The organism is Achromobacter sp. E1, assembly GCF_037039475.1.
Classification (GTDB): domain Bacteria; phylum Pseudomonadota; class Gammaproteobacteria; order Burkholderiales; family Burkholderiaceae_B; genus Achromobacter; species Achromobacter mucicolens.
In genome coordinates this window covers 616144-639607 of sequence record NZ_CP146253.1, presented here as the reverse complement: position 1 = coordinate 639607, position 23464 = coordinate 616144, and the positions used below count along the sequence as shown (strand labels likewise).

The 23464-nt window shown below is 66.4% G+C and carries 19 protein-coding genes; 10 read left to right on the top strand and 9 right to left on the bottom strand.

Annotation, left to right across the window (positions count from 1 at the left end):
* Positions 1 to 3: 3 nt before the first annotated feature.
* The 4 genes from V6V88_RS02835 to pmbA form a co-directional block, all read right to left on the bottom strand.
* Entirely contained in the window at positions 4 to 885 is an 882-nt protein-coding gene (locus V6V88_RS02835; protein WP_056327834.1) for a branched-chain amino acid ABC transporter permease, read from the bottom strand.
* 168 nt (positions 886 to 1053) lie between these two features.
* A complete protein-coding gene (locus V6V88_RS02830; protein ID WP_056327833.1) occupies positions 1054 to 2208 on the bottom strand; it encodes an ABC transporter substrate-binding protein in 1155 nt (384 codons plus the stop codon).
* Positions 2209 to 2463: 255 nt separating this feature from the next.
* Entirely contained in the window at positions 2464 to 3558 is a 1095-nt protein-coding gene (locus V6V88_RS02825) for a twin-arginine translocation signal domain-containing protein (RefSeq protein WP_338617682.1), read from the bottom strand.
* 164 nt (positions 3559 to 3722) lie between these two features.
* A complete protein-coding gene (pmbA, locus tag V6V88_RS02820) occupies positions 3723 to 5087 on the bottom strand; it encodes a metalloprotease PmbA (protein ID WP_056327831.1) in 1365 nt (454 codons plus the stop codon).
* Positions 5088 to 5145: 58 nt separating this feature from the next.
* On the opposite strand from pmbA, the gene yjgA reads away from it, so the two are divergent.
* From yjgA to V6V88_RS02790, 6 genes are all read left to right on the top strand, one after another.
* Entirely contained in the window at positions 5146 to 5697 is a 552-nt protein-coding gene (yjgA, locus tag V6V88_RS02815) for a ribosome biogenesis factor YjgA (protein ID WP_056327830.1), read from the top strand.
* 17 nt (positions 5698 to 5714) lie between these two features.
* Positions 5715 to 6389: an alpha/beta hydrolase gene (locus V6V88_RS02810; protein WP_056327829.1), complete on the top strand. Its 675-nt coding sequence runs from the start codon at positions 5715 to 5717 to the stop codon at positions 6387 to 6389.
* A 382-nt stretch (positions 6390 to 6771) separates the two neighbouring features.
* Positions 6772 to 7761 (top strand): ABC transporter substrate-binding protein, encoded by a 990-nt coding sequence (locus tag V6V88_RS02805; protein WP_223576594.1) that lies wholly within the window; start codon positions 6772 to 6774, stop codon positions 7759 to 7761.
* Positions 7761 to 8576: an ABC transporter ATP-binding protein gene (locus tag V6V88_RS02800; protein WP_056327928.1), complete on the top strand. Its 816-nt coding sequence runs from the start codon at positions 7761 to 7763 to the stop codon at positions 8574 to 8576. The genes V6V88_RS02805 and V6V88_RS02800 overlap by 1 nt, the downstream gene beginning before the upstream one ends.
* Positions 8577 to 8579: 3 nt before the next feature.
* Positions 8580 to 9416 carry an ABC transporter permease gene (locus V6V88_RS02795; RefSeq protein WP_056327827.1) on the top strand — a complete coding sequence of 279 codons (837 nt, stop codon included), beginning with the start codon at positions 8580 to 8582 and terminating at the stop codon, positions 9414 to 9416.
* 9 nt (positions 9417 to 9425) lie between these two features.
* Positions 9426 to 10118, top strand: a complete 693-nt coding sequence (locus tag V6V88_RS02790; RefSeq protein WP_128829903.1) for an isochorismatase family cysteine hydrolase — start codon at positions 9426 to 9428, stop codon at positions 10116 to 10118.
* Positions 10119 to 10140: 22 nt separating this feature from the next.
* On the opposite strand, the gene V6V88_RS02785 is transcribed toward V6V88_RS02790, so the two are convergent.
* Positions 10141 to 12582: a GNAT family N-acetyltransferase gene (locus tag V6V88_RS02785; RefSeq protein ID WP_338617675.1), complete on the bottom strand. Its 2442-nt coding sequence runs from the start codon at positions 12580 to 12582 to the stop codon at positions 10141 to 10143.
* Between the two features lie 134 nt (positions 12583 to 12716).
* Between V6V88_RS02785 and gltX the strand changes: the two genes are divergently transcribed.
* On the top strand, positions 12717 to 14123 hold the full coding sequence (gltX, locus tag V6V88_RS02780; protein WP_280003012.1) for a glutamate--tRNA ligase: 1407 nt from the start codon (positions 12717 to 12719) through the stop codon (positions 14121 to 14123).
* A gap of 309 nt (positions 14124 to 14432) precedes the next feature.
* Here gltX and V6V88_RS02775 read toward each other — a convergent pair whose 3' ends face one another.
* From V6V88_RS02775 to V6V88_RS02765, 3 genes are all read right to left on the bottom strand, one after another.
* Complete coding sequence (locus V6V88_RS02775; protein WP_338617673.1) at positions 14433 to 15632, bottom strand: MFS transporter; 1200 nt, start codon at positions 15630 to 15632, stop codon at positions 14433 to 14435.
* A gap of 98 nt (positions 15633 to 15730) precedes the next feature.
* On the bottom strand, positions 15731 to 16237 hold the full coding sequence (locus tag V6V88_RS02770) for a hypothetical protein (protein ID WP_062841589.1): 507 nt from the start codon (positions 16235 to 16237) through the stop codon (positions 15731 to 15733).
* A gap of 204 nt (positions 16238 to 16441) precedes the next feature.
* Complete coding sequence (locus V6V88_RS02765) at positions 16442 to 17326, bottom strand: LysR family transcriptional regulator (RefSeq protein WP_056327821.1); 885 nt, start codon at positions 17324 to 17326, stop codon at positions 16442 to 16444.
* Between the two features lie 84 nt (positions 17327 to 17410).
* Here V6V88_RS02765 and V6V88_RS02760 point away from each other — a divergent pair, with 84 nt between their 5' ends.
* Together V6V88_RS02760 and V6V88_RS02755 are read left to right on the top strand one after the other, a co-directional pair.
* Positions 17411 to 18250: an alpha/beta hydrolase gene (locus V6V88_RS02760; RefSeq protein ID WP_338617671.1), complete on the top strand. Its 840-nt coding sequence runs from the start codon at positions 17411 to 17413 to the stop codon at positions 18248 to 18250.
* A 66-nt stretch (positions 18251 to 18316) separates the two neighbouring features.
* Complete coding sequence (locus V6V88_RS02755) at positions 18317 to 19282, top strand: tripartite tricarboxylate transporter substrate binding protein (protein WP_338617669.1); 966 nt, start codon at positions 18317 to 18319, stop codon at positions 19280 to 19282.
* Between the two features lie 63 nt (positions 19283 to 19345).
* Here V6V88_RS02755 and V6V88_RS02750 read toward each other — a convergent pair whose 3' ends face one another.
* Positions 19346 to 19795 carry an Lrp/AsnC family transcriptional regulator gene (locus tag V6V88_RS02750; RefSeq protein ID WP_008159001.1) on the bottom strand — a complete coding sequence of 150 codons (450 nt, stop codon included), beginning with the start codon at positions 19793 to 19795 and terminating at the stop codon, positions 19346 to 19348.
* 130 nt (positions 19796 to 19925) lie between these two features.
* Between V6V88_RS02750 and V6V88_RS02745 the strand changes: the two genes are divergently transcribed.
* The gene (locus tag V6V88_RS02745; protein WP_223574186.1) at positions 19926 to 23432 is read left to right on the top strand and encodes an indolepyruvate ferredoxin oxidoreductase family protein; all 3507 of its coding nucleotides are present in this window, start codon (positions 19926 to 19928) and stop codon (positions 23430 to 23432) included.
* Positions 23433 to 23464: the final 32 nt, after the last annotated feature.

Below are 23464 nucleotides of genomic sequence, written 5' to 3'. Positions count from 1 at the left end.
ACCTTAAGCCTTGCGTTGAACCACTTTGCCGAACAGACCTTGCGGGCGGACCAGCAGGATCAGGAACAGCAGGCCGAAAGCCACCGCGTCGCGCATGGTGGAGCCGATGTAAGCGACGGACAGCACCTCGGCGAAGCCCAGGAAGAGACCGCCCAGCATGGCGCCGCGGATGTCTCCCATGCCGCCCAGGATGATGACCGCGATGCCCTTGTGCAGCATCGGCTGGCCCATCAGCGGGAACAGCGCGTTCGAGTACAGGCCAATCAGCACGCCGGCCACGCCGCCCAGGGCGGCCGCGGCGAACGAGGTGGTGATGAACAGCTTTTCGACGTTGATGCCCAGCAGCCAGGCGGCCTTGGGCGATTCGGCGATGGCGCGCAGCGCGCGGCCGAACTGCGTGCGGCGCATCACGAACATCAGCACGGCCATCAGCGCGAACGACAGGAAGATGATCCCCAGTTCGATGACGGTCAGGTGCAGGCCGGCGACTTCGATGACTTCCTCGGGCACGGTGCCGTGCGGGAAGCGCAGATTGCTGGCGCCAAAGATGCTTTGGGCGCCGTTGTTCAGGATGATGCCGACACCGATGGTGGCGATCATGGGAATCAGGTGGGGTGCGTTGCGCTTGCGCAGCGGCTTGAGCACCAGGTAGTCGATGATGACCCCGGTAAAGCCGGCGACGAAGAACGCAACCATCAGCGCGGCCCACAAGGGCAGGCTGAATTGCTCGACCACGACCAATGCTGCGTAGGCGCCAACCATGAAAACGGCGCCATGCGCCAGGTTGATCACCCCGAGCACGCCGAAGATCAGCGTGAAGCCCAGCGCGAACAGTGCATACACACAGCCCAGCGACAAGGCATTGACGAATTGTTGTTCGAACATGATGGGACTTTCCAAATCTGATAGGGCCGCCTCGCCGTGCCCACAGCGAGGTCTGGTGTGCTTCCGGGGAAGCTTTCTACTTGGTGAGGCCCTGCGATAAAAAGCGCCTTGCGGACGGCCGGGAGGCCATCCGCAAGGCGCATCCCCCCGCGCGGGGATGCGTACTGCTTACTTCTCGATGACGTACTTGCCGTCCTTGGTCACGCTGACGATCGGCGCCTGGTCGGCGTCGTAACCGGCCGGCTTGCCGGCGCGATCATTGGCCTGACGGAACTTGAACGGGCCGGTGGCGCCGGTCCAGGTCACGGACGGCAGGGCGTCGCGCAGGGCAGCGCGATCCTTGGGCAGTTCGCCGGTGAGCTTGGTGTTCTTCAGGGCCTGGGCGACGATGTACATGGCGTCATACGACTGCGCCGCGAACTGGTCGGGGGCATTCGTGAACTTGGCCTTGTAGGCGTCGATGAACTTGGTGTTCTCGGGGGACTTGTTTTCGATCGACCACGGGCTGCCGATCCACAGATTGTTCGACGCGCCGCCGGGGGCCAGGTCGAAAATCTTGACCGAGTTCATGCCGTTGCCGCCGATGACGGGCACATTCAGGCCGAGCTGGCGGGCCTGGACCATGATCGGGGCGCCTTCGGCCAGCAGTGCGGACAGCACGATGGCGTCGGGGTTGGTGCCCTTGATCTTGGTGAGCTGGGCCTTGAAGTCCACGTCGCCCTTGGCGAACGTTTCGGTCGTCGTGACCGGGATCTTCTGGTCTTCCAGGGCCTTCTTGAAGTTGTCGTAGCCGCTCTTGGTGAAGACGTCGTCGTTGCCGTAGAGCACCGCCACGTTCTTCAGGCCGGTCTTGGCCTTGACGGTGGAGATGGTGGCGGGCAGCACGTCGGCTTCGGTGACCGAGTTGCGGAACACGTAGTTGCCGATGGAGGTGATGCCGTCGGCGGTGTTGGAGGTGCCGAAGACGACCGTCTTGGCGGCCTGGGCGACCGGGTCGGCGGCCTGGGCGGAGTTCGACAGGGTGGGACCGAAGACCATCAGGACGTTGTCCTTGAAGATCAGCTTCTTGAAGACGTTGATGGCTTCTTCTTTCTTGCCTTGCTCGTCTTCGATCACCAGCACGATCTTGTTGCCGTTGATGCCGCCGGCCGCGTTGATTTGGTCAGCCGCGAGCTGGAAACCGTTGCGGATCGACACGCCGTACTGGGCGGCGCCGCCGGACAGGGCTTCAGCCACGCCCAGCTTGATGTCGGCTGCGTGGGCGGCCGGGACGATACCGGCGGCGATCAGCGCGGCCAGCAGCTTTTTGGTCTTGGATTGCATGGTTGTTACCACCTTAAAGTCTGTCTCGGAATATTGGTAATCCGGGCTGATGTAATCCTGCCGGATTGACGTCGATGCCGCCTAAAGGCCGCATGTATGCGCGTCAAGACCCGGGATATTACTCCTTTGTATCAGGCCGAAACTCGAATGCCGTTCAACAAAAGCCTCAAAACCGCCCATTTTTTTGTAAAAAACGTGTGGTTACTAGCACAAACCCTGAAACTCGCCGAATGCCATTCGGCACCGGCTTCCCTCCTAACTCCTGCCCGACAACGCCACGCCCAGATACTGGCCGAACGCGCCCTCGGTCAGGCGAAACCACGGCATTTCGCTGTCGCGAAAGCCCATGTAACTATCGTGCAATGCCTTGAATCTGGGGTCTTTGGCGCTTAAGTCCTTGTAGACCTGTTGCGAGGCCTCGAACGCGGCGTCCATGATGGACCGGGGAAAAGCCCGCACTTGCGCGCCGTTGGCCGTCAGTTGAGCCAGCGCCTGCGGATTGAGCGCGTCATAACGCGCCGTCGCGGCGGTGTGCGCGGCCAGCGCCGCGGACTGCACCACCGATTGATAATGCTTGGGCAGCTGGTTCCAGGCTTCGTCGTTGATATAGAGCGAGAGCTGTTCGCCGCCCGCCCACCAGCCGGGTGCGTAGTAATACTTAGCTACTTTATTCAATCCGAGCTTGGCGTCCTCGTAGGCGCCCGCTCCAGCCACGGCCTGGAACCCATCCTCTTCGAAGGCCTGCGTCAGCGTGGCAAGGTCAACTTGTTGGGGCGCCACGCCCAACCGGGACAGCACCTCCCCGGCCAAACCGCCCACCCGCATCTTCAGGTCTTTCAGGTCGCCTTCGCGCTTGATTTCCTTGATATACCAGCCGCCCATCTGCGCGCCGGTATTGCCCAGGGGAAAGTTGATGATCTTTTCGGGCTTGAAGAGTTCGCGCGTCAGGCGCAGGCCCTCGCCCTCGCTCATCCAGGCATTCATCTGGCGCGCGTTCAGGCCGAACGGCACGGCCGCATCGAAGCTGAACGCGGGATTCCTGGCGTGGTAGCGGCGCGAGGACACGTGGCCGCATTCCACCTTTTTGGTGGAGACCGCTTCCATCAGGTCGGCGGCGGCAACGACTTCGCCATCCGGGAAGTGGCGGATGTTGAACTTGCCCGCGGTGGATTCGGCGACGAACTTGCAGAAGCTCTCGGCCGCGCCAACGCGCAGGTCCAGCGCGCTGGGAAAGCCCGAGGACAGGCGCCAGCTGATCGAGGGCATGTCCTGGGCGAACGCGGGCGAGCTGACGGCGGCGCCGGCGACGGCGCCCAGACTGGCGCGCTTCAGGAATGAACGTCGTTGCATCACTTTGCTCCTATACAGCAACACCCGGGACTTCGAGCAATACCCGCCGGATATTACACGCTGGCGAACACAGGAACGGCTAGAGGAAATCCCGGAAAGGCAAGGGATTGCAAAGCGGGCAAAACAGGAGCCGGCGGCGCACGGCGCGCCGCCGGCGGGCGCGATCAGGTGCCGGCAATGGCCATCTGCTCGATGAGGATGGAGCCGGTGGTCTTGGTGCCGCGCGAGATCGTGTCGGCGCCCACCGCGACGATCTGCTGGAACATGTCGGCCAGGTTGCCGGCGATGGTGACTTCCTGAACCGCGTGCTGGATCTGGCCGTTTTCGACCCAATAGCCGAAAGCGCCGCGCGAGTAATCGCCCGTCACGTAGTTGACGCCCTGCCCGATCAGCTCGGTGACGAGAAAGCCCGTGCCCAGCTTTTTGAGCATGGCTTCGAAATCGTCGCCGCGCTGGGTCTGCGTGGAGCTGAAGACCAGGTTGTGCGAACCGCCGGCGTTGCCGGTGGTGGTCATGCCCAGCTTGCGCGCGGTGTAGGACGACAGGAAATAGCCTTCCAGCACGCCGGCCGAGACCACGTTGCGGCGGCGCGTGCGCACGCCTTCGTCGTCGAACGGCGAGCTGCCCATGGCGCCGCGGATGTGCGGATCCTCGACCAGGTTGATGTGCTTGGGAAAGAGCGGCTTGCCCAGCGAGTCGACCAGGAAGCTCGCCTTGCGGTACAGCGCCCCGCCGTTGACGGCCTGCGTCAGCGCGCCGACCAGTCCCAGCGCCAGCGGCGCCTCGAACAGGACCGGGAACTTGCCGGTGCGCACGCGGCGGGCCGACAGGCGCGACAGCGTGCGTTCGGCGGCATAGCGGCCGATGGCCTCGGGCGAGGCCAGCTTGGCCGGGTCGCGTTCGGACGAATACCAGTAGTCGCGCTGCATGCCGTTGCCGCGACCCGCGATGGGCGCCACGGACAGGCTGTGACGCGAATACGGATAGCCGCCCAGAAAGCCGCGCGTGTTGCCCATCACGAACTGGCCTTCATACGTGCCGACGGTGGCGCCGTCGGTATTGGTGATGCGCGAATCGACCTCGCGGGCGGCGCGCTCGGCGCGCAGCGCCAGTTCGGCCGCTTCCTCGGTGGAAACGGTCCAGGCGCGATGCAGGTCCAGGTCGGGGAATTCGGTGGCCAGCTGGTCGGCGTCGGGCAGGCCGGCGGCCGGGTCGGCGGCGGTGTGGCGAGCAATGTGCCAGGCGGCTTCGACCGTCTGGCGCAGCGCGGCCTCGGAGAAGTCGGACGTCGAGGCCGAACCGCGGCTCTGGCCGGCGTAGACCGTCAGGTCCAGCGCCCGGTCGCGGGTTTGCTCAACGGTTTCGATGTCGTTCTTGCGTACCGAGACGGACAGTCCCAGGCTTTCCGAGACTTCCGCGGCGGCGTCGGAAGCGCCGATCTGGCGCGCGTAGGCCAGGGTTTGCTCGACAAGTTCGGAAAAACGCGCGTGATTCGCCGCCAGCGGCAAGGATGAGGAGGTTTTAACCATTGCAGTCCAATTTGCAGAGACGGTTATCATAGCCAAGTCTGTCATTGCGCAGTTTTCCATGAATTCCCATCCCCAAGAAGATTCCGTCGACGACGGTTACGACGAGAACGGCTACGACCGTCCCAGCAAGTCCCAGGTCAAGCGTGAAATGCACGCCCTGCTGGACCTGGGCAAGCAATTGATCGCGCTGTCGCCCGAACGTCTGAAGCAGCTGCCGCTCGAAGAGCGCCTGTACGAAGCGATCCGCATGGCGCAACGCACCACCGGCCGCGAAGGCCTGCGGCGCCAGGTCCACTTCGTCGGCAAGCTGATGCGCGACGCGCCAGCCGACGTCATTCGCAAGCAACTCGACGTCTGGGAGAACGGCTCCCGCGAGGAAACGGCCGCCATGCACCGGCTGGAAACGCTGCGCGACCGTCTGCTGGATGACGACGACGCCTTCACGCGTCTGCTGAACAACAATCCTCAGGCCGACGTGCAGCAACTGCGCACGCTGATCCGGGCCGCCCGCAAGGAAAAGCTGGCCAACGCCTCGCTGTTGCAGGGCCAGGAGCCGCAAAAGAAGCATTACCGCGCGCTGTTCCAGGCCCTCAAGACGCTCACCCTCTAATTGCCTACCGCCCATCCATGACCGCAACCGACCTGCTCGACTGCATCGAGATCGAAACCGCCCCCAACCCCACGCACGCCGTGATCTGGCTGCACGGACTGGGCGCCGACGGCAACGATTTTGCGCCCATCGTGCCGGAGCTGCAGTTGCCCGCCGGACTTGGCGTGCGCTTCGTGTTCCCGAACGCGCCCGTGCAGCGCGTGACGATCAACAACGGCATGGCGATGCGGTCCTGGTACGACATCCTGGTGATGGACCTGGTGCGAGTGGAAGACGGCCGCGGCATCCGCGCCTCGGAAGCGGCCATCCACAAGCTGATCGCGCGCGAAAACGCGCGTGGCATTCCCACGTCCAACATCGTGCTGGCGGGTTTTTCACAGGGCAGCGCCATGACCCTGCACACCGGCCTGCGGCTGAAAGAAAAGCTGGCGGGCATGATGGCGTTGTCGGGTTATCTGCCGCTGGTGGACAGCGCCGAGGCCGAGCGCCAGCCCGCCAACGACGCCACGCCCATCTTCATGGCCCACGGCCAGTACGACCCGGTCGTGTCGCTGGCGCGTGCCGAAGCGTCGTTGGCCGAACTCAAGCGGCTGGGTTACGACGTGCGCTGGCACACGTACCCGATGCCGCACTCGGTCTGCGCCGAGGAAGTGGCCGACATTTCGGCCTTCCTGAACGAAGTCCTGGTGTGATGCGACGCCCAGCCTAGGGACGATGGCGGGCGGCGCGCCGCGCGCGGCCCGTGTTCCTGGCCGATGGGCGTCAAGCTTGCCCCCGCCTACGATGGAATGAGCCCGCCTCAGCGGCTCAAAATCTTATTCTGTATACCAACTGGTATTCCAGCCTCGAATTTTCGGGGCAGTGACGGCGCACGTCCATAGAGAAAAACGCCAATCGCAAAACGCTTGTCGCCTGCTTGTCTTGAATATAGTATTCGATCCAAGCCTCACCGGCCCGGGCGTGCACTGTTCGGGCTTCCCTGTTGTTGTAGTCGATCCATCCCATTGGCCGTGTCGCGCCGATTGTCGGCGCGGCATTCAAGACGCAGGAGAAAGTCCCGTGAAGACCTCGCCCTTGCCCCGCCTGGCAGGCGCGGCGCTGCTCGCGCTGCTTGCCCCTTTGGCCGCTCAGGCCGAAGCCCTCAATCCCCCCGTGAAGGTGCGATACGAAGAGGTGGTGCGATCCATCCTGTACGTGCCCAAGTATGTCGCGCTGTCGCAGGGCTACTTCAAGGACGCCGGCCTGGACGTATCCATGAAGACGTCGCAAGGCACCGACAAGGGCATGACCGCCCTGTTGTCGGGCAGCGCGGACATCGTGCTGATCGGGCCCGAGGCGTCCATCTATGTGCAGAACAGCGAATCGCCGGTCAAACCGAAAATCTTCGCCGGCCTGACCGCCACCGACGGCTTCTTCCTGCTGGCGCGCAAGCCGGTCGACAAGTTCGACTGGTCCATGCTCAAGGGCAAGGAGGTCATCGGCTTTCGCCCCGGATCGAATCCAATCGTGTTCCTGGAAACCGCGCTGCGCAAGCACGGCCTGGATCCGCAGAAGGACGTGAAGCTGCTCAACAACATCGGCATCCCCGCGCGCGCCGGCGCCTGGATGGCGGGCCAGGGTGAATACGGCATCTTCCTGGAGCCCGAGGCCGGCGAGCTGGTGCGCAACGGCAAGGGGCACATCGTCGCGTCCGTGGGACATGAGGTGGGCCAGGTGGACTACACGGTGTTCACCGCCACCGACAAATACATCCGCGACAACCCCAAGGTCATCCAGGCCTGGACCGACGTGGTGGCACGCGCCGAGAAGTACGTGAAGGACACGCCCGCGGCCACGCTGGCCCCGCAGATCATGACCTTCTTTCCCGGCATGGATCAGGCCGCGGTGACCGAGGCGATCGAGCGCTACAAGCAATATCAGATCTGGAAGACCACGCCGCTCGTGACGGCGCAGGCGATGACGCAGCTTCAGGACATGCTGATCGCCAGCGCGGTCATGAAGGACAGCGCACGCGTGAAGTACGAGGACGTGGTGATCGCCGACTTTGCCAAGAAGGCCCAATGATGGGAGCCGCCATCCACAACCTCAAGCCGGCGCCCGCCACGGCCAAGATCGAACTGCGCGACGTCTGTCTGTCGTACTTCACGCCGGAAGGCGAGACCGAAGCGCTGTCCAACGTGTCGTTCAGCCTGGCGCCGGGCGAGTTCGTCAGCCTGATCGGCCAAAGCGGCTGTGGCAAGAGCACGCTGCTGTCGTTGATCGCGGGCCTGATTCCCCCGACCTCGGGCGCGGTGCTGGTCGACGGGCAGGCGGTGACCAAACCGAACGCGCGCATCGGCTACATGCTGCAGCAGGACTACCTGTTCGAGTGGCGCACCATCCTGGACAACGTGATGCTGGGCGCCGAGATTCAGGGGCGGCGCGATGCGCGCAGCGAGGCGCGCGCCGTGCACCTGCTTGAAAAATGCGGCCTGGGCGCGTTCCTGTCGCACACGCCGCGGCAGCTCTCGGGCGGGATGCGCCAGCGCGCGGCGCTGGCGCGCACGCTGGTCACCGAGCCCGACGTGATCCTCTTGGACGAACCGTTCTCGGCGCTGGACTCGCAGACCCGTCTGGCCATCTCCGACGAAGTCGTGGACATCCTGCGCCGCGAGGGCAAGACGGTGGTGCTGGTGACGCACGACATCGGCGAAGCCATCGCCATGACCGATCGGGTGATCGTGCTGTCGCGCCGGCCCGGGCGGCTCAAGAGCCAGTACCGCATCCACTACGGCGACGGCCAGGTCCGCCCCACCCCGTTCCAGGCGCGCTCGCGGCCGGAATTCAACACCTACTTCAAACAGCTCTGGGACGAGCTGGACGTCCATGTGGAGGGCTGAGCCATGAACGCGCCGATTGCCAATACCGTCCCGCTGCGCGCCGTGCCCGGCCCCAGCGAAAAGTACCTGAACTACCTGCGCCGCGACCGCGCGCGCCGCCGAAACATCCGCGTGGCCCAGGCGCTGCTCCTGGTCGTTTTCTTATGCGCATGGGAAATCCTGCCGCGCATGCACATCGTCAATCCGCTGCTCACCAGCTATCCCAGCGCGCTGTGGCCCACCTTCATCGAACTGTGGAATCACGGCAGCCTGGGCAAGCACATCATGACGACGCTGTCGGCCACGCTGGTGGGCTTTGTGCTGAGCATGGTCATCGGGATCGTGGTGGCGGCCGCGCTGTGGTGGTCCGAGTTTCTCTACAAGGTGCTCGACCCCTTCCTGGTGGTGGCCAACGCCATGCCCAAGATCGCGTTCGTGCCCATCTTCTACCTGTGGCTGGGCTCGGACTATGCGGTTTACGGCATGGCGGTCGCCATTGCGGTGTTTGTGACCATCATGGTGGTGTATGCGGGGTTCCGCGGCATCGACCTGAACAAGGTCAAGCTTGCCCACACCTTTGGCGCCAGCCGCTGGCAGGTGCTGACCAAGGTCGTGCTGCCAGGCAGCGTGCCGACGCTGATCGCGGCGGTGAAGATGAACATCGGTCTTGCGCTGGTGGGTGTCATCGTGGGCGAATTCCAGTCGGCGGATTCGGGGCTGGGCTTTCTCATCATGAACGGCAGCCAGGTGTTCAAGCTGAACATCGTCATGACCGCCATCGTGATGCTGGCGCTGATCTCCAGCGTCATGTACCTCATCATCTACCGCGTCGAGTCCGCCGTGGCGCGGCGCTACGGCTAAGGAGGCAGCATGCAATTCCCCCAATGGGTGAAGGATCGCGTCGTGGCCCGCCAGGGCTGCCTGCATCCGTATGACGAGCTGCCGGCCGCGCGCACGGCGGTGGTCGTGATCGACATGCAGCAGTACTTCCTGCTGCCCGGCTACCAGGGCGAATGCGCCCCGGCGCGGGAAATCATCGGCCCCATCAACCGCCTTTGCAGCGCGGTGCGCGACGCGGGCGGCGTGGTGGTCTGGGTGCAGACGGCTTCGGACAACGCGGATGTGTTCTGGTCGCATCACCACGGCGTGATGCTGACGCCCGAGCGCAGCGCCCGCCGCCTGGAGACGCTGCGCCGCGACTCGCCCGGATTTGCGCTGCATCCGGACCTGCATGCGCAGGCCAGCGACCTGCGGGTCGTCAAGCGCTTCTATAGTGCGATGGCCCCGGGCTCGTCGGAGCTGGAGCCGCTGCTGCGCGGGCTTGGCGTGGACACGCTGCTGATCGCCGGCACGGTCACCAACGTGTGCTGCGAATCCACCGCGCGCGACGCGATGATGCGGGACTTCCGGACCATCATGGTGGACGACGCGCTGGCCGCCGTGACGCCGGCCGAGCACGAGAACGCCCTGCACGGGTGGATGCTGTTCTTTGGCGACGTGCTGTCGGTGGACGAGGCGGCCGCGCGGTTGACGCCCGCGCAGCCGTCCCGCAAGACCGCCTGAACCGTTCCGGCGGCCCCGGGCCTTAAGCCAGGTTCAGCCAGACCCGGCGCATGGTCGGGTCTTCGGGGTCGGGATCGTTGGTAAAGCCCAGGCTGGTCATCAGCGCCAGCATGGGCCGGTTCGTCGACAGCACCAGGCCGTCGATGTATTCCAGTCCCTGCTCGCGCGCGGCGTCGATCAGCGCCGTCATGAGCTGACGCCCCAACCCGCGCCGCTGCCAGTCGTCGCCGATCACCAGCGCGTATTCCGCACCCCGGCCGTCGGGATTGCGCAGGTAGTGCGCAAAGCCCACCAGCACCTCGCGCGGATGGCCGCGATTGGCGGGATTGGGCACCTGCGTGGCCGCCACCAGCGCGAGTTCGCGGTGGTAGTCCACCTGGGTGTAGCGCGACACCATGCGCGGCGTCAGTTCACGCATCATCGACACGAACCGCATGTAGCGCGAGCGCTCCGACAGGCCGCGGATGAATTCCTGCAACGCCTCGCCGTCTTCGGGACGGATGGGGCGCAACACCCACGGAATGCCGTCTGCAAATCGGCGCACCTGCACCAGCCGGGCCGGATACGGGTGGATCGCCATGTGCGGATAGCCGGTGGTCTGCGGCGAGGCGCAGCCGGGCGTCTCGGTCAGCGTCATGCGCAGGCCGCCCGCGCGCAGGTGGGTTTCGCCTGCATAGAGGGGATCGATGTCGAGCGTTTCGATATCGGGAAGTTCGGACACCATCTCGGACACCAGCACCAGCGCCTGCTGCAGCGCCTCGGCCGCCATGTGGCCGACCCGCGGCGCCAGCACGCGGCGCCACAGCCGGCTGCGCTCGATGAGCTGGCGCGCCAGGTAACCGTTGAGCGGCGGCAGGTCCATGCCGCGATCGGCCAGCGATAGCACCGCGTCCGGCCCGCCCGCGCCAAACCGGATGACGGGACCGAACTTCGGATCGCGCCGCACCCGGATCGCCATGGGGCGGGATTCCGCCTCGCCGCGCGCCGCATCGGCAGAGAATTCGCTGAGCGGCACGTAGAACAGCGCCAGCAGTGTGCGGATTTCGGACGTGTTCAGATCGCGCCGGCACTCGGCGCGCACCCGCGCAAGGATCTCGCGGGCGGCCGTCAGGTCAGGCACGTGGCTCGCGGGTTCGGGCGGTTGCGTCTGCAGCAGCAGCTGCTGGTTGTAGTGGTGCGAGGCCAGCACGCCGAAGGCATCGGCGGCCGATTCGGGCGTACGGAATGCCGAAGTGCCGGCATCGTCCAGCATGCGCCGCAAGGGCCGCATGCCCGCATCGCCCATGAAACAGGTCACCACCGGCTTCTTGGCCGATGGGGCAATCTGCGCCAGCTCGCGTGCGACGGCGGGCATGTCGGCCAGGGCGTCGGGCGCCAGCAGCACCAGCACGCCGTCCACGCCCGTGTCGTCCAGGACAACGTCGAGCATGGCGCGAATGCGCTCAGGCGTCATGGGCAGGTAGGTGATGACGGGGTTGGCGATGGCGGCGTCGGGCTCCAGCATGTCGGCCAGCGCGCGCTGCGTGGCGGGCGCGAGGTCCGCGCGCAGCACGGCGGCGTCCGGGCCGATCAGGTCCATGGCGAGCTGCGGAGGCCCGCTGCCGTTGGAGATCAGTGCAACGCGGCGGCCCTTGGGGCGGCGCGTGTAGCCCAGCACCTTCACGGCCGAGAACAGCTGCACGAAGTAGCGCACGCGCACGGCGCCGGCCCGGCGCAGGGCCGCGTCGAAGATCGCATCGCTGCTGTCGGCGTCCGAGCGCCCTGCCTTGAGCACGATGACCGGCTTGATGCTGGCCGCGGCCCGCAGCGTGCTCATGAATTCGCGCGCGGGTCCGACGTCTTCAAGGTAGAGAACGATGCTGTCGGTGCGCGGATCGCTGGCCAGGTAGTCCAGCAGCTTGGGCAGGCCCACCACGGCCTCGTCGCCCAGCGACACGGCGGTGGAAAAGCCGATGTGCACGTCCTCGGCCCAATCCATGACGGCGGCCATGATCGAGCGCGACTGCGCCACCAGCGCCACGCGGCCGGCGCGCGCCAGCACCGGGTGCTGGCTGAAATTCAGGCCCGCGTGCGGCCGCTGCGCGCCGAAGGACCGCGGCCCGAGGAGTTCGCAGTGGTTTTCCTCGGCCCAGGCGCGGCACAGCGCCAGCGTGCCGCGCGGGTATGGGTCGGGCAGTTCGTGGGGCAGCAGGATGACCGCGCGGGGCGACAGCGGCGCCAGCCGGCGCAAGGTTTCCGGCAGCACGGCGGGCGAGACGCAAACCAGGGCCAGATCAGGCCGGTCGCCCGCAGCCAGGCCTTCCAGCCTGTCCGGCAGGTCGGGCGCCGCGCCGGGTTCAACGGTGACGACCGTGGTCTTCGCCTTCAGGGCGGGAGACAGGGAACTTGCCGCGGGCAGCGGCCGGTCGGCCACGATCACCAGCGAGCCGGGTTCGAACATGGGCGCAAGAGCGTGTCTCAACATGGGGAGGTCGGGCCAGGGCCTGTTCACACTAATCTAAAATAGCGTTCATCGTATCAAGACAAGCCCGCTGTCCGCTTGATGAGGACACTGCCCGACGCCGCTTTGTGGCGCCGCAGCCGCTAACACTGCCACCTATGACTTCCAACGCCTCTACTCCCATTCGCACCCGCTTCGCGCCTTCGCCCACCGGTTTCCTGCATTTGGGCGGCGCGCGCACCGCGCTGTTCTCCTGGGCCTTCGCGCGCCATCACAAGGGCACTTTCGTGCTGCGCATCGAGGACACGGACGTCGAGCGGTCCACGCCGGAAGCCGTGCAGGCCATCCTGGACAGCATGGAATGGCTGGGCATGCAGCCGGACGAGGGCCCGTTCTACCAGATGCAGCGCATGGACCGGTACCGCGAAGTCGTGGCCCGGATGCTGGCCGCCGGCACTGCCTACCACTGCTACAGCTCGCCTGAGGAAGTCGAAGCCATGCGCGAGGCCGCCCGCGCCCGCGGCGACAAGCCGCGCTATGACGGCACCTGGCGCCCGGAACCGGGCAAGACGCTGCCCGCCATCCCCGAAGGCCGCAAACCGGTCGTGCGCTTCAAGAATCCCCAGGACGGCGCCACGTCCTGGAACGACATGGTCAAGGGCACGATCAGCTTCGACAACACCGAGCTCGACGACCTGATCATCGCGCGCCCCGACGGCACGCCCACCTACAATTTCTGCGTCGTGGTCGACGACTGGGACATGGGCATCACGCACGTGCTGCGTGGCGATGACCACGTCAACAACACGCCCCGCCAGATCAACATCCTGCGCGCGCTGGGCGCCACGCTGCCCGAATACGGCCACGTGCCGATGATCCTGGGCCCGGACGGCGAAAAGCTGTCCAAGCGCCACGGCGCGGTCAACGTCATGGAGTACGACAACGAGGGCTACCTGCCCGAGGCCATGATCAACTACCTGGCCCGCCTGGGCTGGAGCCACGGCGACGACGAACTCTTCTCGCGCGACCAGCTGGTGTCCTGGTTCGACACCAAGCATCTGTCCAAGTCCGCGTCGCAGTGGGATCCCAAGAAGCTGAACTGGGTCAACGCCCACTACATCAAGCAGATGGACAACGCCGAACTGGCCGAGCGCGTGGCCACGCGCGTCGCGGCCCGCGGCGGCTACCCCGAAAAGATCGATCTGCCGGGCGTCATGGGTCTCTTGAAGGACCGCGCCGAGACGCTGGAGCAGCTGGCCGACGGCGCCATGCTGTTCTGCGGCGAATTCAAGGGCGCGCCGGCCGACCTGGCCGAGCAGCACCTGACCGCCCCCGCGCGCGAAGCGCTGGCCGACTTCGCGCAGCGCGCCCAGGATGCGGAATGGACGCGCGAAGCGCTGTCCGCGCTCATCAAGGGCGTGCTGGCCGACCGCGGCCTGAAGATGCCGCAACTGGCCATCCCGCTGCGCGTGGCCGTGACCGGCCAGACGCAGACGCCCGCGGTGGATGCGGTGCTGGCGCTGCTGGGCAAGGAAACGGTGCTCAAGCGGCTGTCGGCGATTTAAACCCGGGTGTCAGACACCCTTTGATGAGCAGCCGCAAAGTCACGGGCATCTCACCAGGGTGTCAGACACCCTCCGAAAGCCTACTGCCCAGGTGTCTGACACCCTTGAGAGCTAACGCCGCAAACCCGCGAGGGTCTCGGCGGGGTGTCTGACACCTGCATAAGCCTGCCGCCCTGGTGTTTTAACTGCCCAGGTGTCTGACACCCTCGAGAGCTAACGCCCCAAACCCGCGACGGTCTCGGCAGGGTGTCTGACACCTGCATAACCTGCCGCCCTGGTGTTTTCAATCCGGCGTGACGCCAACGCCGTTCACGCCCGCTGCATCGCGGCCCTCGCCTTCAGCGCCCGGGCAAAGAACGCCCCCAGCAGCGGCAGCAGCACGGCCGAACCGCCGAATAGCGCCGCCGCGCCGATCTCGTCCACCACGGCCCCTGCCAGCGCCACGCCCGCCGCCTGCCCCATGAAGAGGCACGAGGCAAACCATGCCACCGCCGTGCCGCGCGCGGACGGCACCATCTGCGTGGCGTTCGTTTGCAGCGTCGCGTGCAGCAGGTAATAGCCGAAGCCCGCCAGCACGCTGGCCGCCAGGCTCCATATCCAGACCGGTCCCAGCCAGTACGACAGGAACGCCACGCCCAGCACCAGCCCGCCCGCGACGGCCAGGCCGCGCTCGCCCAGCCGTTTCAGGATGCGGCCCGCGACAACCGTATAGATCAGTCCGCCCACCGCATACACGGCCACCAGCGCGCCGGCGGCGGTCAGCGAAATATCGAAGCGTTCGTGCAGGTACGAAGGAGCGAAGGCAAGTGCGCCGAACACCAGCAGGCCTTCGATGAACACTGTCGCCAGCACCACGCGCGCCCACGCCGCGCCCAGCACCAGCCGCGCCTGCGCGACGAAGCCCTGGCGCACCGCGCCCGGATCGACCTGCGCAAACCCGGCCGCACGCTGGCGCCGCACTTCCAGATGCAGCAGCACGCCCACGATCACGTAGCCCGCCACCAGCGCCATGAAGGCCCAGCGCCAGCCGACGGTATCGGCAAAAAGCCCGCCCGCAAGCTGGCCGGCCGACATGCCGAGGATGGTGCCGGTGAGAAAGCGCGCCAGCGTCGCCTGCCGGCGTTCATAGGGAACGTTGTCGCCGATCCACGCCATGGACAGGGGCACGATGCCCGCGCCGGCCGCGCCGGACAAGGCGCGGCAAAAGACCAGCATGTCGAGCGATCCGGCCATGACGGCGCCGGCGCTGCCCAGCGCGCACGCCACGGTCGCCACGCTGACGACACGGTATTTGCCGTAGCGGTCGCCCACCGGACCGAAGAACATCTGCAGCACGCCATAGGCCACGGCAAAGGCCGTGACGGCGCGCGCGGCCTGGCCGGTGGTGGTGCCGAATTCCGCCGCCAGTTGCGGCAGCATGGGATCACAGATTCGGAAAGCGCTGGCGCTGACGAAGGCGGCCAACGCGAGCAGCGCGATCGCGCGTGCTTCGGAGGACAGGGCGGACATGGGAAACCGGCTGCGGGGCGAAAGTCGAAGCCCGCACCTTACCGCAGCCTGGCCCGCTTGGCTTGACCGCCGGGCGAAATGTCCGCCCGGCGCAACGGTCAGTAGGCCAGTCGGTAGCCCGCGGGCATGCGGCGCGCGGTCAGCAGCATGCCGCCCGACTTCAGTTCGCGCAGCGACAGCTTGGACTGCTCGACCTTCTCGACGCGGTAGCGGTTCAGATAGATCGGATCGGTGGGATCCACCGGCTCGCCCGCCGACTTCGTGGTGCGCATCGTGTAGACGCCGTCCGCCACGCTCCAGCAGCCCGTCTCGCGCAGCGCGGGGCGCGTCTTGCGGCCGATCTTGAGCAGGGATTCGTAGGACATGGTGCCGTCGGCGGACAGCACGATCAGCGACTGCATGTCGCCCGCGACATCGCGCGGACGCGAATTGGACAACCAGGTGCCGATCATCGGGTCGCCAGGCTTGGCGGGCGTGCAGGCCACCGGCTTGGGCGGTTCAGCGGGTTGGGCCTCGGTGATGGCGGCTGGCTTCCTGGCGGCGCAACCGGCCAGGATCACGATGGCGCAGGCAATGCCTGCCGTACGCAAAAACACACTGCTCATGACTTCCTCAAGACGTCCGCCGACGCGCCGCGCCGATCACACCGGCCCGTCCCAGGCGCAGCGGACTTCACGCACTCTAAATAGGCGTCAGGGAAGAATCAACGACGATCCGCGCCGTGTGCAAATGCGCAACAGTGCGGGTGCGGACGCGCCCGGAATCCGCGCGGAAACCGCAAAAATGCGTTGGTTTCTAGCGACAGCGGCTCACCCGCGACGCGCTTTCTCGCGCAGCATTTCCTCCATGCGCGCGGCGGCCGGAGACAGGCTTCTGCCGGCCAGACGGGCAATGCCCAGCTCGCGTTCGATGCGCGGCCGCGACAAGGGCACAAACGCCAGTCCCGGCGAATCCGGCGGCACGCCCAGGCGGGCCAGCACCGTCACGCCCACGCCGCGCTCCAGCATGGCCAGCAGCGACATCATGTTGGAGACGAACACCTGCCGGTCCAGCATGAACGCCGCTTGCGGATGACCGGCAAGCTGGCGGTGCGCAATGGTGCCCACCAAAGGCAGGTCGGCGATCTCGCGCCACGTCACGGACTTGCGGCCAGCCAGCGGATGGCCGCGATGGCAGACCAGGCCGAAGGCGTCGCGCATCAGCGGTTCGAACGACAGGCGGCGGTCGCGCGACACGGTGCTGCACACGCCCAATTCCACCTCACCCGCCAGCACCATGCGTTCGACCCCCTCGGAGTTGTCGTCGAACAGGCGCAGCGACACCGCAGGATACTGCGCCCGGTAGGCGGCCACCAGTTCGGGCAGCCAGTGCGTGGCGGCGGACGCGACGGACGCCATCGTCAAGCTGCCGGCGCCATTGTTGGCCAGCCCCGACAATGCGCCGGCGACCCGGTCGTGGTGGTCAACCAGTTCACGCGCCAGCGGCAGGCAGTCTTGCCCGAAGCGCGTCAGCGTGCCGCGGTTGCCGGGCTCGAACAGCGGCTGGCCCAGGCGTTGTTCCATTTCACGGATCGACAGGGACAACGCGGGTTGGGATCGGAAAGCCCGGACCGCTGCGGCGCGAAAGCTGCCCAGCTCGGCGACAAGCAAAAAATGCCGGTAATGGGAAATGGAGAGATCGGGAAGCGGGCGCATGGGGCGGCAGATTAGTAGAACTTATCAATCCATATGAAAAATAAAGTTTTCTGATCATAGGCCGCCTCTTAAGATGGCCGCAATATGCCTACCGCCAACCTTATCTCTCTCCCCGCCAAGGACCCGCTGGACTTTGGCGTGGCCGATCGGCTGCCCGTGCGCGATGCGGGGCATGGCCGCCTGCGCATCGGCGCCATCCCGCAAGACGGCCGGCCCGGCCTGTTGTTCGTGCCGGGCGCCTACCACGGTGCCTGGTGCTACGCGCACTATCTGGATTACTTCGCGGCGGCCGGTCTGGCGTGCGCGGCGCTGGACATGCGCGGCCACGGCGACCTGCCGCAAGACGCCGGATTTCCGAACGTCACCATTGAGGACCTGGGCCAGGACGTCGTCAGCGCACTGGATGCGCTGGATGCGCCGACCGTTGTCGTGGGCCACAGCATGGGCGCGTTGCCGGCGCTGCTGGCCGCCAGCCGGCGGCCCGTGGCCGGCGTCGTGCTGCAGGCGCCCTCGCCGCCAGGCGATCTGCCCGGTGCGCTGGCCTTGCCTGCCGTGCCCGAGGACGCGCCGCGCGCTGCCCCCGGCGAGGCGGAAATCCGCTCACGTTTCCTGGCAACCGCGCCGGACCGGGACGTTGGCGCGGTGGCGCGGCGCCTATGCGCGGAAAGCCCCCAGGTTCTGAACGACCGATACCTGCTGCGCGTGGGCGTCGGCGCGGCATCGATCCGCGCGCCCGGCCTCTGCCTGGAAGCGGGCCTGGACACGCATGACCGGCATCCACCGGGGCAGGACGAAGCCATTGCGCGCCGTTACGGCTTTTCGCATGCCCTGCTTGCCGGACAACCGCACTGCATGATGTACGCAGACCAGTGGCAGATCAGCGCCGGCGCCATCCTGGACTGGCATCGCAAGCAATTTGGCTGAGCATCCGCAAGACAACGACGACCACAACGATAACGACGCGCCCAGGCGCACTCAGGAGACAGAGACATGACCATTTCCCGCTTGCTGCGTCCGGCGCTCGCCGGCGCCTGCCTGCTGTGGGCCGCGGCCTCGCACGCCGCCGGCTGGCCCGATAAGCCCGTGACGATCATCGTGCCCTCCGCGGCGGGCGGCGCGGCCGACCTGACCGCCCGCACCTTCGCCCAGTACTTGGGCGAGAAGACCGGGCAGACAGTGATCGTGGAGGATCGCCCCGGCGCCGGCGGCATCGTGGGCACCAACGCCAGCAAAAGCGCCGCGCCCGACGGCTACACGTTCCTCTTGTCCACGAACTCCACGCATTCGGCCAACCAGTTCCTGTACAAGACGCTGCCGTACGACGCGCAAAAGGATTTCGTGCAGGTCGGCATGCTGGGCACGTTCGGCACGGTGGGCGTCGTCTCGCCGGACAGCCCATACCGGACCGTGCCCGAATTGGTCGAGTACGCCAAGAAACATCCGGGCGACGTCTTCTTCGGCTATTACAGTTCGTCCTCCCAGGTGCCGTCCGAACTCTTCAAGCAGCGGGCCGGCATCAACATCACCGGGGCGGCGTACAAGAACATCACGCAGATCATCACCGACCTGCGCGGCAAGCAGATCGGCTTCGCGTTCGTGGATTACCTGACCGCCATGGGCCAAATCGACGGCAAGGGCCTCATCCCCATCGCCGTGACCGGCGCCCGGCAGCATGATGCCTGGCCCAGCGTGCCGACCATGGCCACCTACTATCCTGACTTCGTCGTGGCGGGTTGGCTGGGCCTGTCGGCGCCCGCCCGCACGCCGCCGGAGATCGTCGCCAAAATGAACACCTACCTGCAGGCCGCAGTGCAGGACGACGCCACGGCGCGCAAGCTGCGCGCCTTGGGATTGACGCCGGAAGCGATGGACGTGGCGCGCTTTGACGCATTCGTGAAGGAAGACACGGCCCGCTGGAAGGAATGGATCCGGATCGCCGGCATCCAGCCCCAATAAACCTGGCCCTTGCGCACGGCGGCGCGCCCTTTCTCTATATCTATATAGAGAAGGCGCGCCTTTCTACAGCGGCAGCCGCTGCTCATGCTTGATTTCACGCAGCGCCACAATGGTGCGCGTCTGCCGGATGCCCGGCATATTGAACAGAAACCGGTGCAGGAAGCGGTCGTAGGCTTCCGGACTTTCCACCAGGATCTTCAACAGGAAGTCCGAATCGCCGGTCACGGCATAACACTCCAGGATTTCCGGGGCGTCGCGCACCGACCGCTCGAAGTTCTCGACCGTGTTGGCCGAATGCCGCTCCAGGCTGATCTGCGCAAACATGCAGCCCAGCCCCACCTTGCTGCGGTCGACCTGGGCGCTGTAGCCCTGGATCACCCCGCTCGCCTCCATCGCCTTCACGCGCCGCCACACCGGCGCGGCGGACAGCCCCACCTTCTCGGAAAGCTGCTGCGCAGAGGCGCGGCCATCTTCCTGCAGCGCCTTGAGGATGCCGATATCGGTCTTGTCCATTCGTTTGTCTCCTGGTTTTCTTGGAATACGAAATGTTCATTGCGAATTATAGGGATAGCACGATCCAAAAACGCAATAAACCTGATCCCTCGCGAACCTATCATGGTGCCAAATACCAGGAGCATTGACTATGGACGGTACCCCCGCCGCCGCACCCGAGCTGGACCTTGATTACCAGCTTGCCGACAACCTGACCCGCGAGTCCGGACGCATCTTCCTGACCGGGACGCAGGCCCTGGTGCGCCTGATGCTCACGCAGCGCCGGGTGGACCGTGAACGCGGCCTGAACACCGCCGGCTTCGTATCGGGGTACCGCGGATCGCCGCTGGGCGGCGTGGACATGGCCATGTGGAAGGCGCAGAAGGCGCTGGACGCCAACCAGATCACCTTCCTGCCGGGCATCAACGAAGACATGGCCGCCACGGCGGTCATGGGCACGCAGCAGGCCGGCGTGCGCGCTGACCGCAATGTCGATGGCGTGTTCGCCATGTGGTACGGCAAGGGTCCCGGCGTGGACCGCGCCGGCGACGCGCTGCATCACGGCAATGCCGCGGGCGCCTCGCGCCACGGCGGCGTGCTGGTGGTGGTGGGCGACGACCACACCGCGGTGTCGTCCTCGATCCCGCACGCCAGCGAAGCGTCGCTGATCGGCTGGCAGATGCCCATCGTGCATCCGACGTCCATCGACGAATACGAGACCTTCGCGCTCTGGGGCTGGGCGCTCTCGCGTTATGCGGGCACGTGGGTCGCCTTCAAGGCCGTGTCCGAAACCATCGAAAGCGGCCATTCGTTCACGCCAGCCGCCATCCAGACCTACGACATGCCCGATGATCCGGACATGCCGGCCGGATCGCTGGAATACTCCGCGCGCGAATTCCTGTCGCTGGCGGTGGAGACGCGCATGAACCAGCGCATGAAGGCCGTCGCCGCCTTCGCGCGCCGGCACAGCATCGACAAGCTGACCTGTCCGGCGCCCAAGGCGACGGTGGGCATCGTCACCGTCGGCAAGGCGCACCTGGACACCATGGAAGCGTTGGCGCGCCTGGGCGTGGACACGGTCACGGCGAATGCGCCGGTGCGGATCTACAAGCCCGGCCTGACCTGGCCGATGGACGAAGGCCGGTTGCTCGACTTCGCGCGCGGCCTGTCGCACATCTTCGTCATCGAGGAAAAAGGCGCAGTGGTCGAAAGCCAGATCAAGGACATGCTGTTCAACCTGCCCGAGCGGCCGACGGTCGTGGGCAAGAAGGGACTGGACGGCGAGCCGATGGTGCCGTCGGCCGGCCAGCTACGCCCGTCGCTACTGGCCGCGCCGCTGGCCGGTTGGCTGTCGCGCGCCGCGGGGCTGCCCGTGAACCGCGACCTGTCGGCCTTCGAATGCCAGGCGCCGCTATCCAACGACGCGGACGGCATGCGCCGCCGCCCTTACTTCTGTTCGGGCTGTCCGCATAGCACGTCGACCAAGGTGCCCGAGGGCAGCCAGGCGCTGTCCGGCGTGGGCTGCCACTACATGGCCGCGTGGATGGACCGCGACACCGGCGGCCTCACGCAGATGGGCGGCGAAGGCGTCGACTGGATCGGCCTGTCCCGCTATACGAAGATGCCGCATATCTTCCAGAACATGGGAGAAGGCACGTATTACCACTCGGGCTACCTGGCCATCCGCCAGGCCGTCGCGGCGCGCGCCAACATCACCTACAAGATCCTGTTCAACGACGCCGTCGCCATGACCGGCGGGCAACCGGTGGACGGCCCGATCTCGGTGCCCCAGATCTGCCAGCAACTGCGCGGCGAAAACGTGGCGCGCATCGTCGTCACCACCGACGAGCCCGAGAAATACCAGGGCGTGGACCTGGGCCCCGGCATCAAGGTCCACCACCGCCGCGAGCTGGACGCGCTGCAGCGCGAGCTGCGCGAGATTCCGGGCGTGACGGTCCTGATCCATGACCAGACCTGCGCGGCCGAAAAGCGCCGCCGCCGCAAGAAGAACCAGTTCCCGGACCCGGCGCGCCGCATGCTGATCAACAGCGCCGTGTGCGAAGGCTGCGGCGACTGCGGCGTGAAGTCCAACTGCCTGTCGGTCGTTCCGCTGGAAACGCCGTACGGCCGCAAGCGCGCGATCGACCAGTCCAGCTGCAACAAGGACTACTCGTGCGCGGAAGGCTTCTGCCCGAGCTTCGTGTCCGTCATGGGCGGCAAGCCCAGAAAGAGCGCGGCGCCCAAGGCCGACCAGGAACGCCTGCAGGGCATGATCGCCGGCCTGCCGCAGCCCGCCCTTCCTGCCTTGGACCATCCCTATCGTCTGCTGGTCGCCGGCATGGGCGGCACCGGCGTCATCACCATCGGCGCCATCGTGTCGATGGCCGCGCACCTGGAAGGCCTGTCGGCCGCAGTGCTGGACCTGACCGGGCTGGCGCAGAAAGGCGGCACCGTCGTGAGCCACATTCGCCTTGCCCCGGCGGGCTCGGCCGCTGGCCCCGTGCGGCTGGACTGGCAGCAGGCCGACGCGGCCATCCTGTGCGATCCGGTTGCCGCGGTCGCCCCGGATTCGCTGGGCGCCTTGCGCCACGGCCACACTCAGGTCACGGTGAACACGTACGTGGCGCCCGTGTCCGAATTCACGCGCAATCCCGACGCCGCGATGCGCCCCGAGGCGTTGCTGGCCAAGATCCGTCACGCGGCGGGCGACGCGCACACGGCCGCGATCGACGCGCATGAAGCGGCGCTGGCGCTGTTTGGCGACAGCATCCTGTCGAACATGTTCATGCTGGGCTACGCCTGGCAGCGCGGCGGCGTGCCGCTTTCGCAGGCTGCCATCTATCGCGCGATCGAACTGAACGGCGTGGCGGTCGCGGCCAACCGCGCCGCCTTCGACAGCGGCCGGCTTGCCGCGCATCGCCCCGACGCCCTGGAAGGCGCGCTGCGCCCGCGGGCCCAGGTCGTGCAGCTGCACATCCCCGAAACCTTCGAGCGCGCCGTGGCGCGCCGCGTCGAAGACCTGACGGCCTATCAGGATGCGGCCTACGCGCAGGCGTATCGGGACGTGGTTGACGCCGTCGCGGCCCGCGAGCGGGCCCTGGCGCCCGATGCCAAGACGCCCCGCCTGGCGATGGCCGTGGCGCGCGGCCTGTACAAGCTCATGGCGTACAAGGACGAATACGAAGTGGCGCGCCTCTATACCGGCGAGACCTTCAAGGCGCAGCTGGAAGGCCAGTTCGAGGGCGACTACAGCCTGCGCTTTCACATGGCCCCGCCCATCTTCGCCCGCAAGGACCCGCGCACCGGCGTGCCGCGCAAGATGACGCTGGGTCCGCGCACGATGTCGGCACTGAAATTGCTGACGCGGCTCAAGGGCCTGCGCGGCACCTGGTTCGATCCCTTCGGCCATACCGCCGAGCGCAAGATGGAACGGGCGCTGGTCACGGAGTACCGCCAGACCATCGATCAACTGCTTGCAGGGCTGACTGCGGACAACCTCGCGCAAGCGGCTACAATCGCCGCCCTGGCTGAAAACATTCGCGGCTTTGGCCACGTGAAGGCCGCCAATGTCGAGAAGTACCGGACCGATCTGGCCCGGCTCATGCAGAGCTATACAGCACCGGCCCCGCACGCCAGCGCCTTGCGGAAAACCGCATAAACAGCCGGTCTGAGTGGTCACTGACCTGGGCG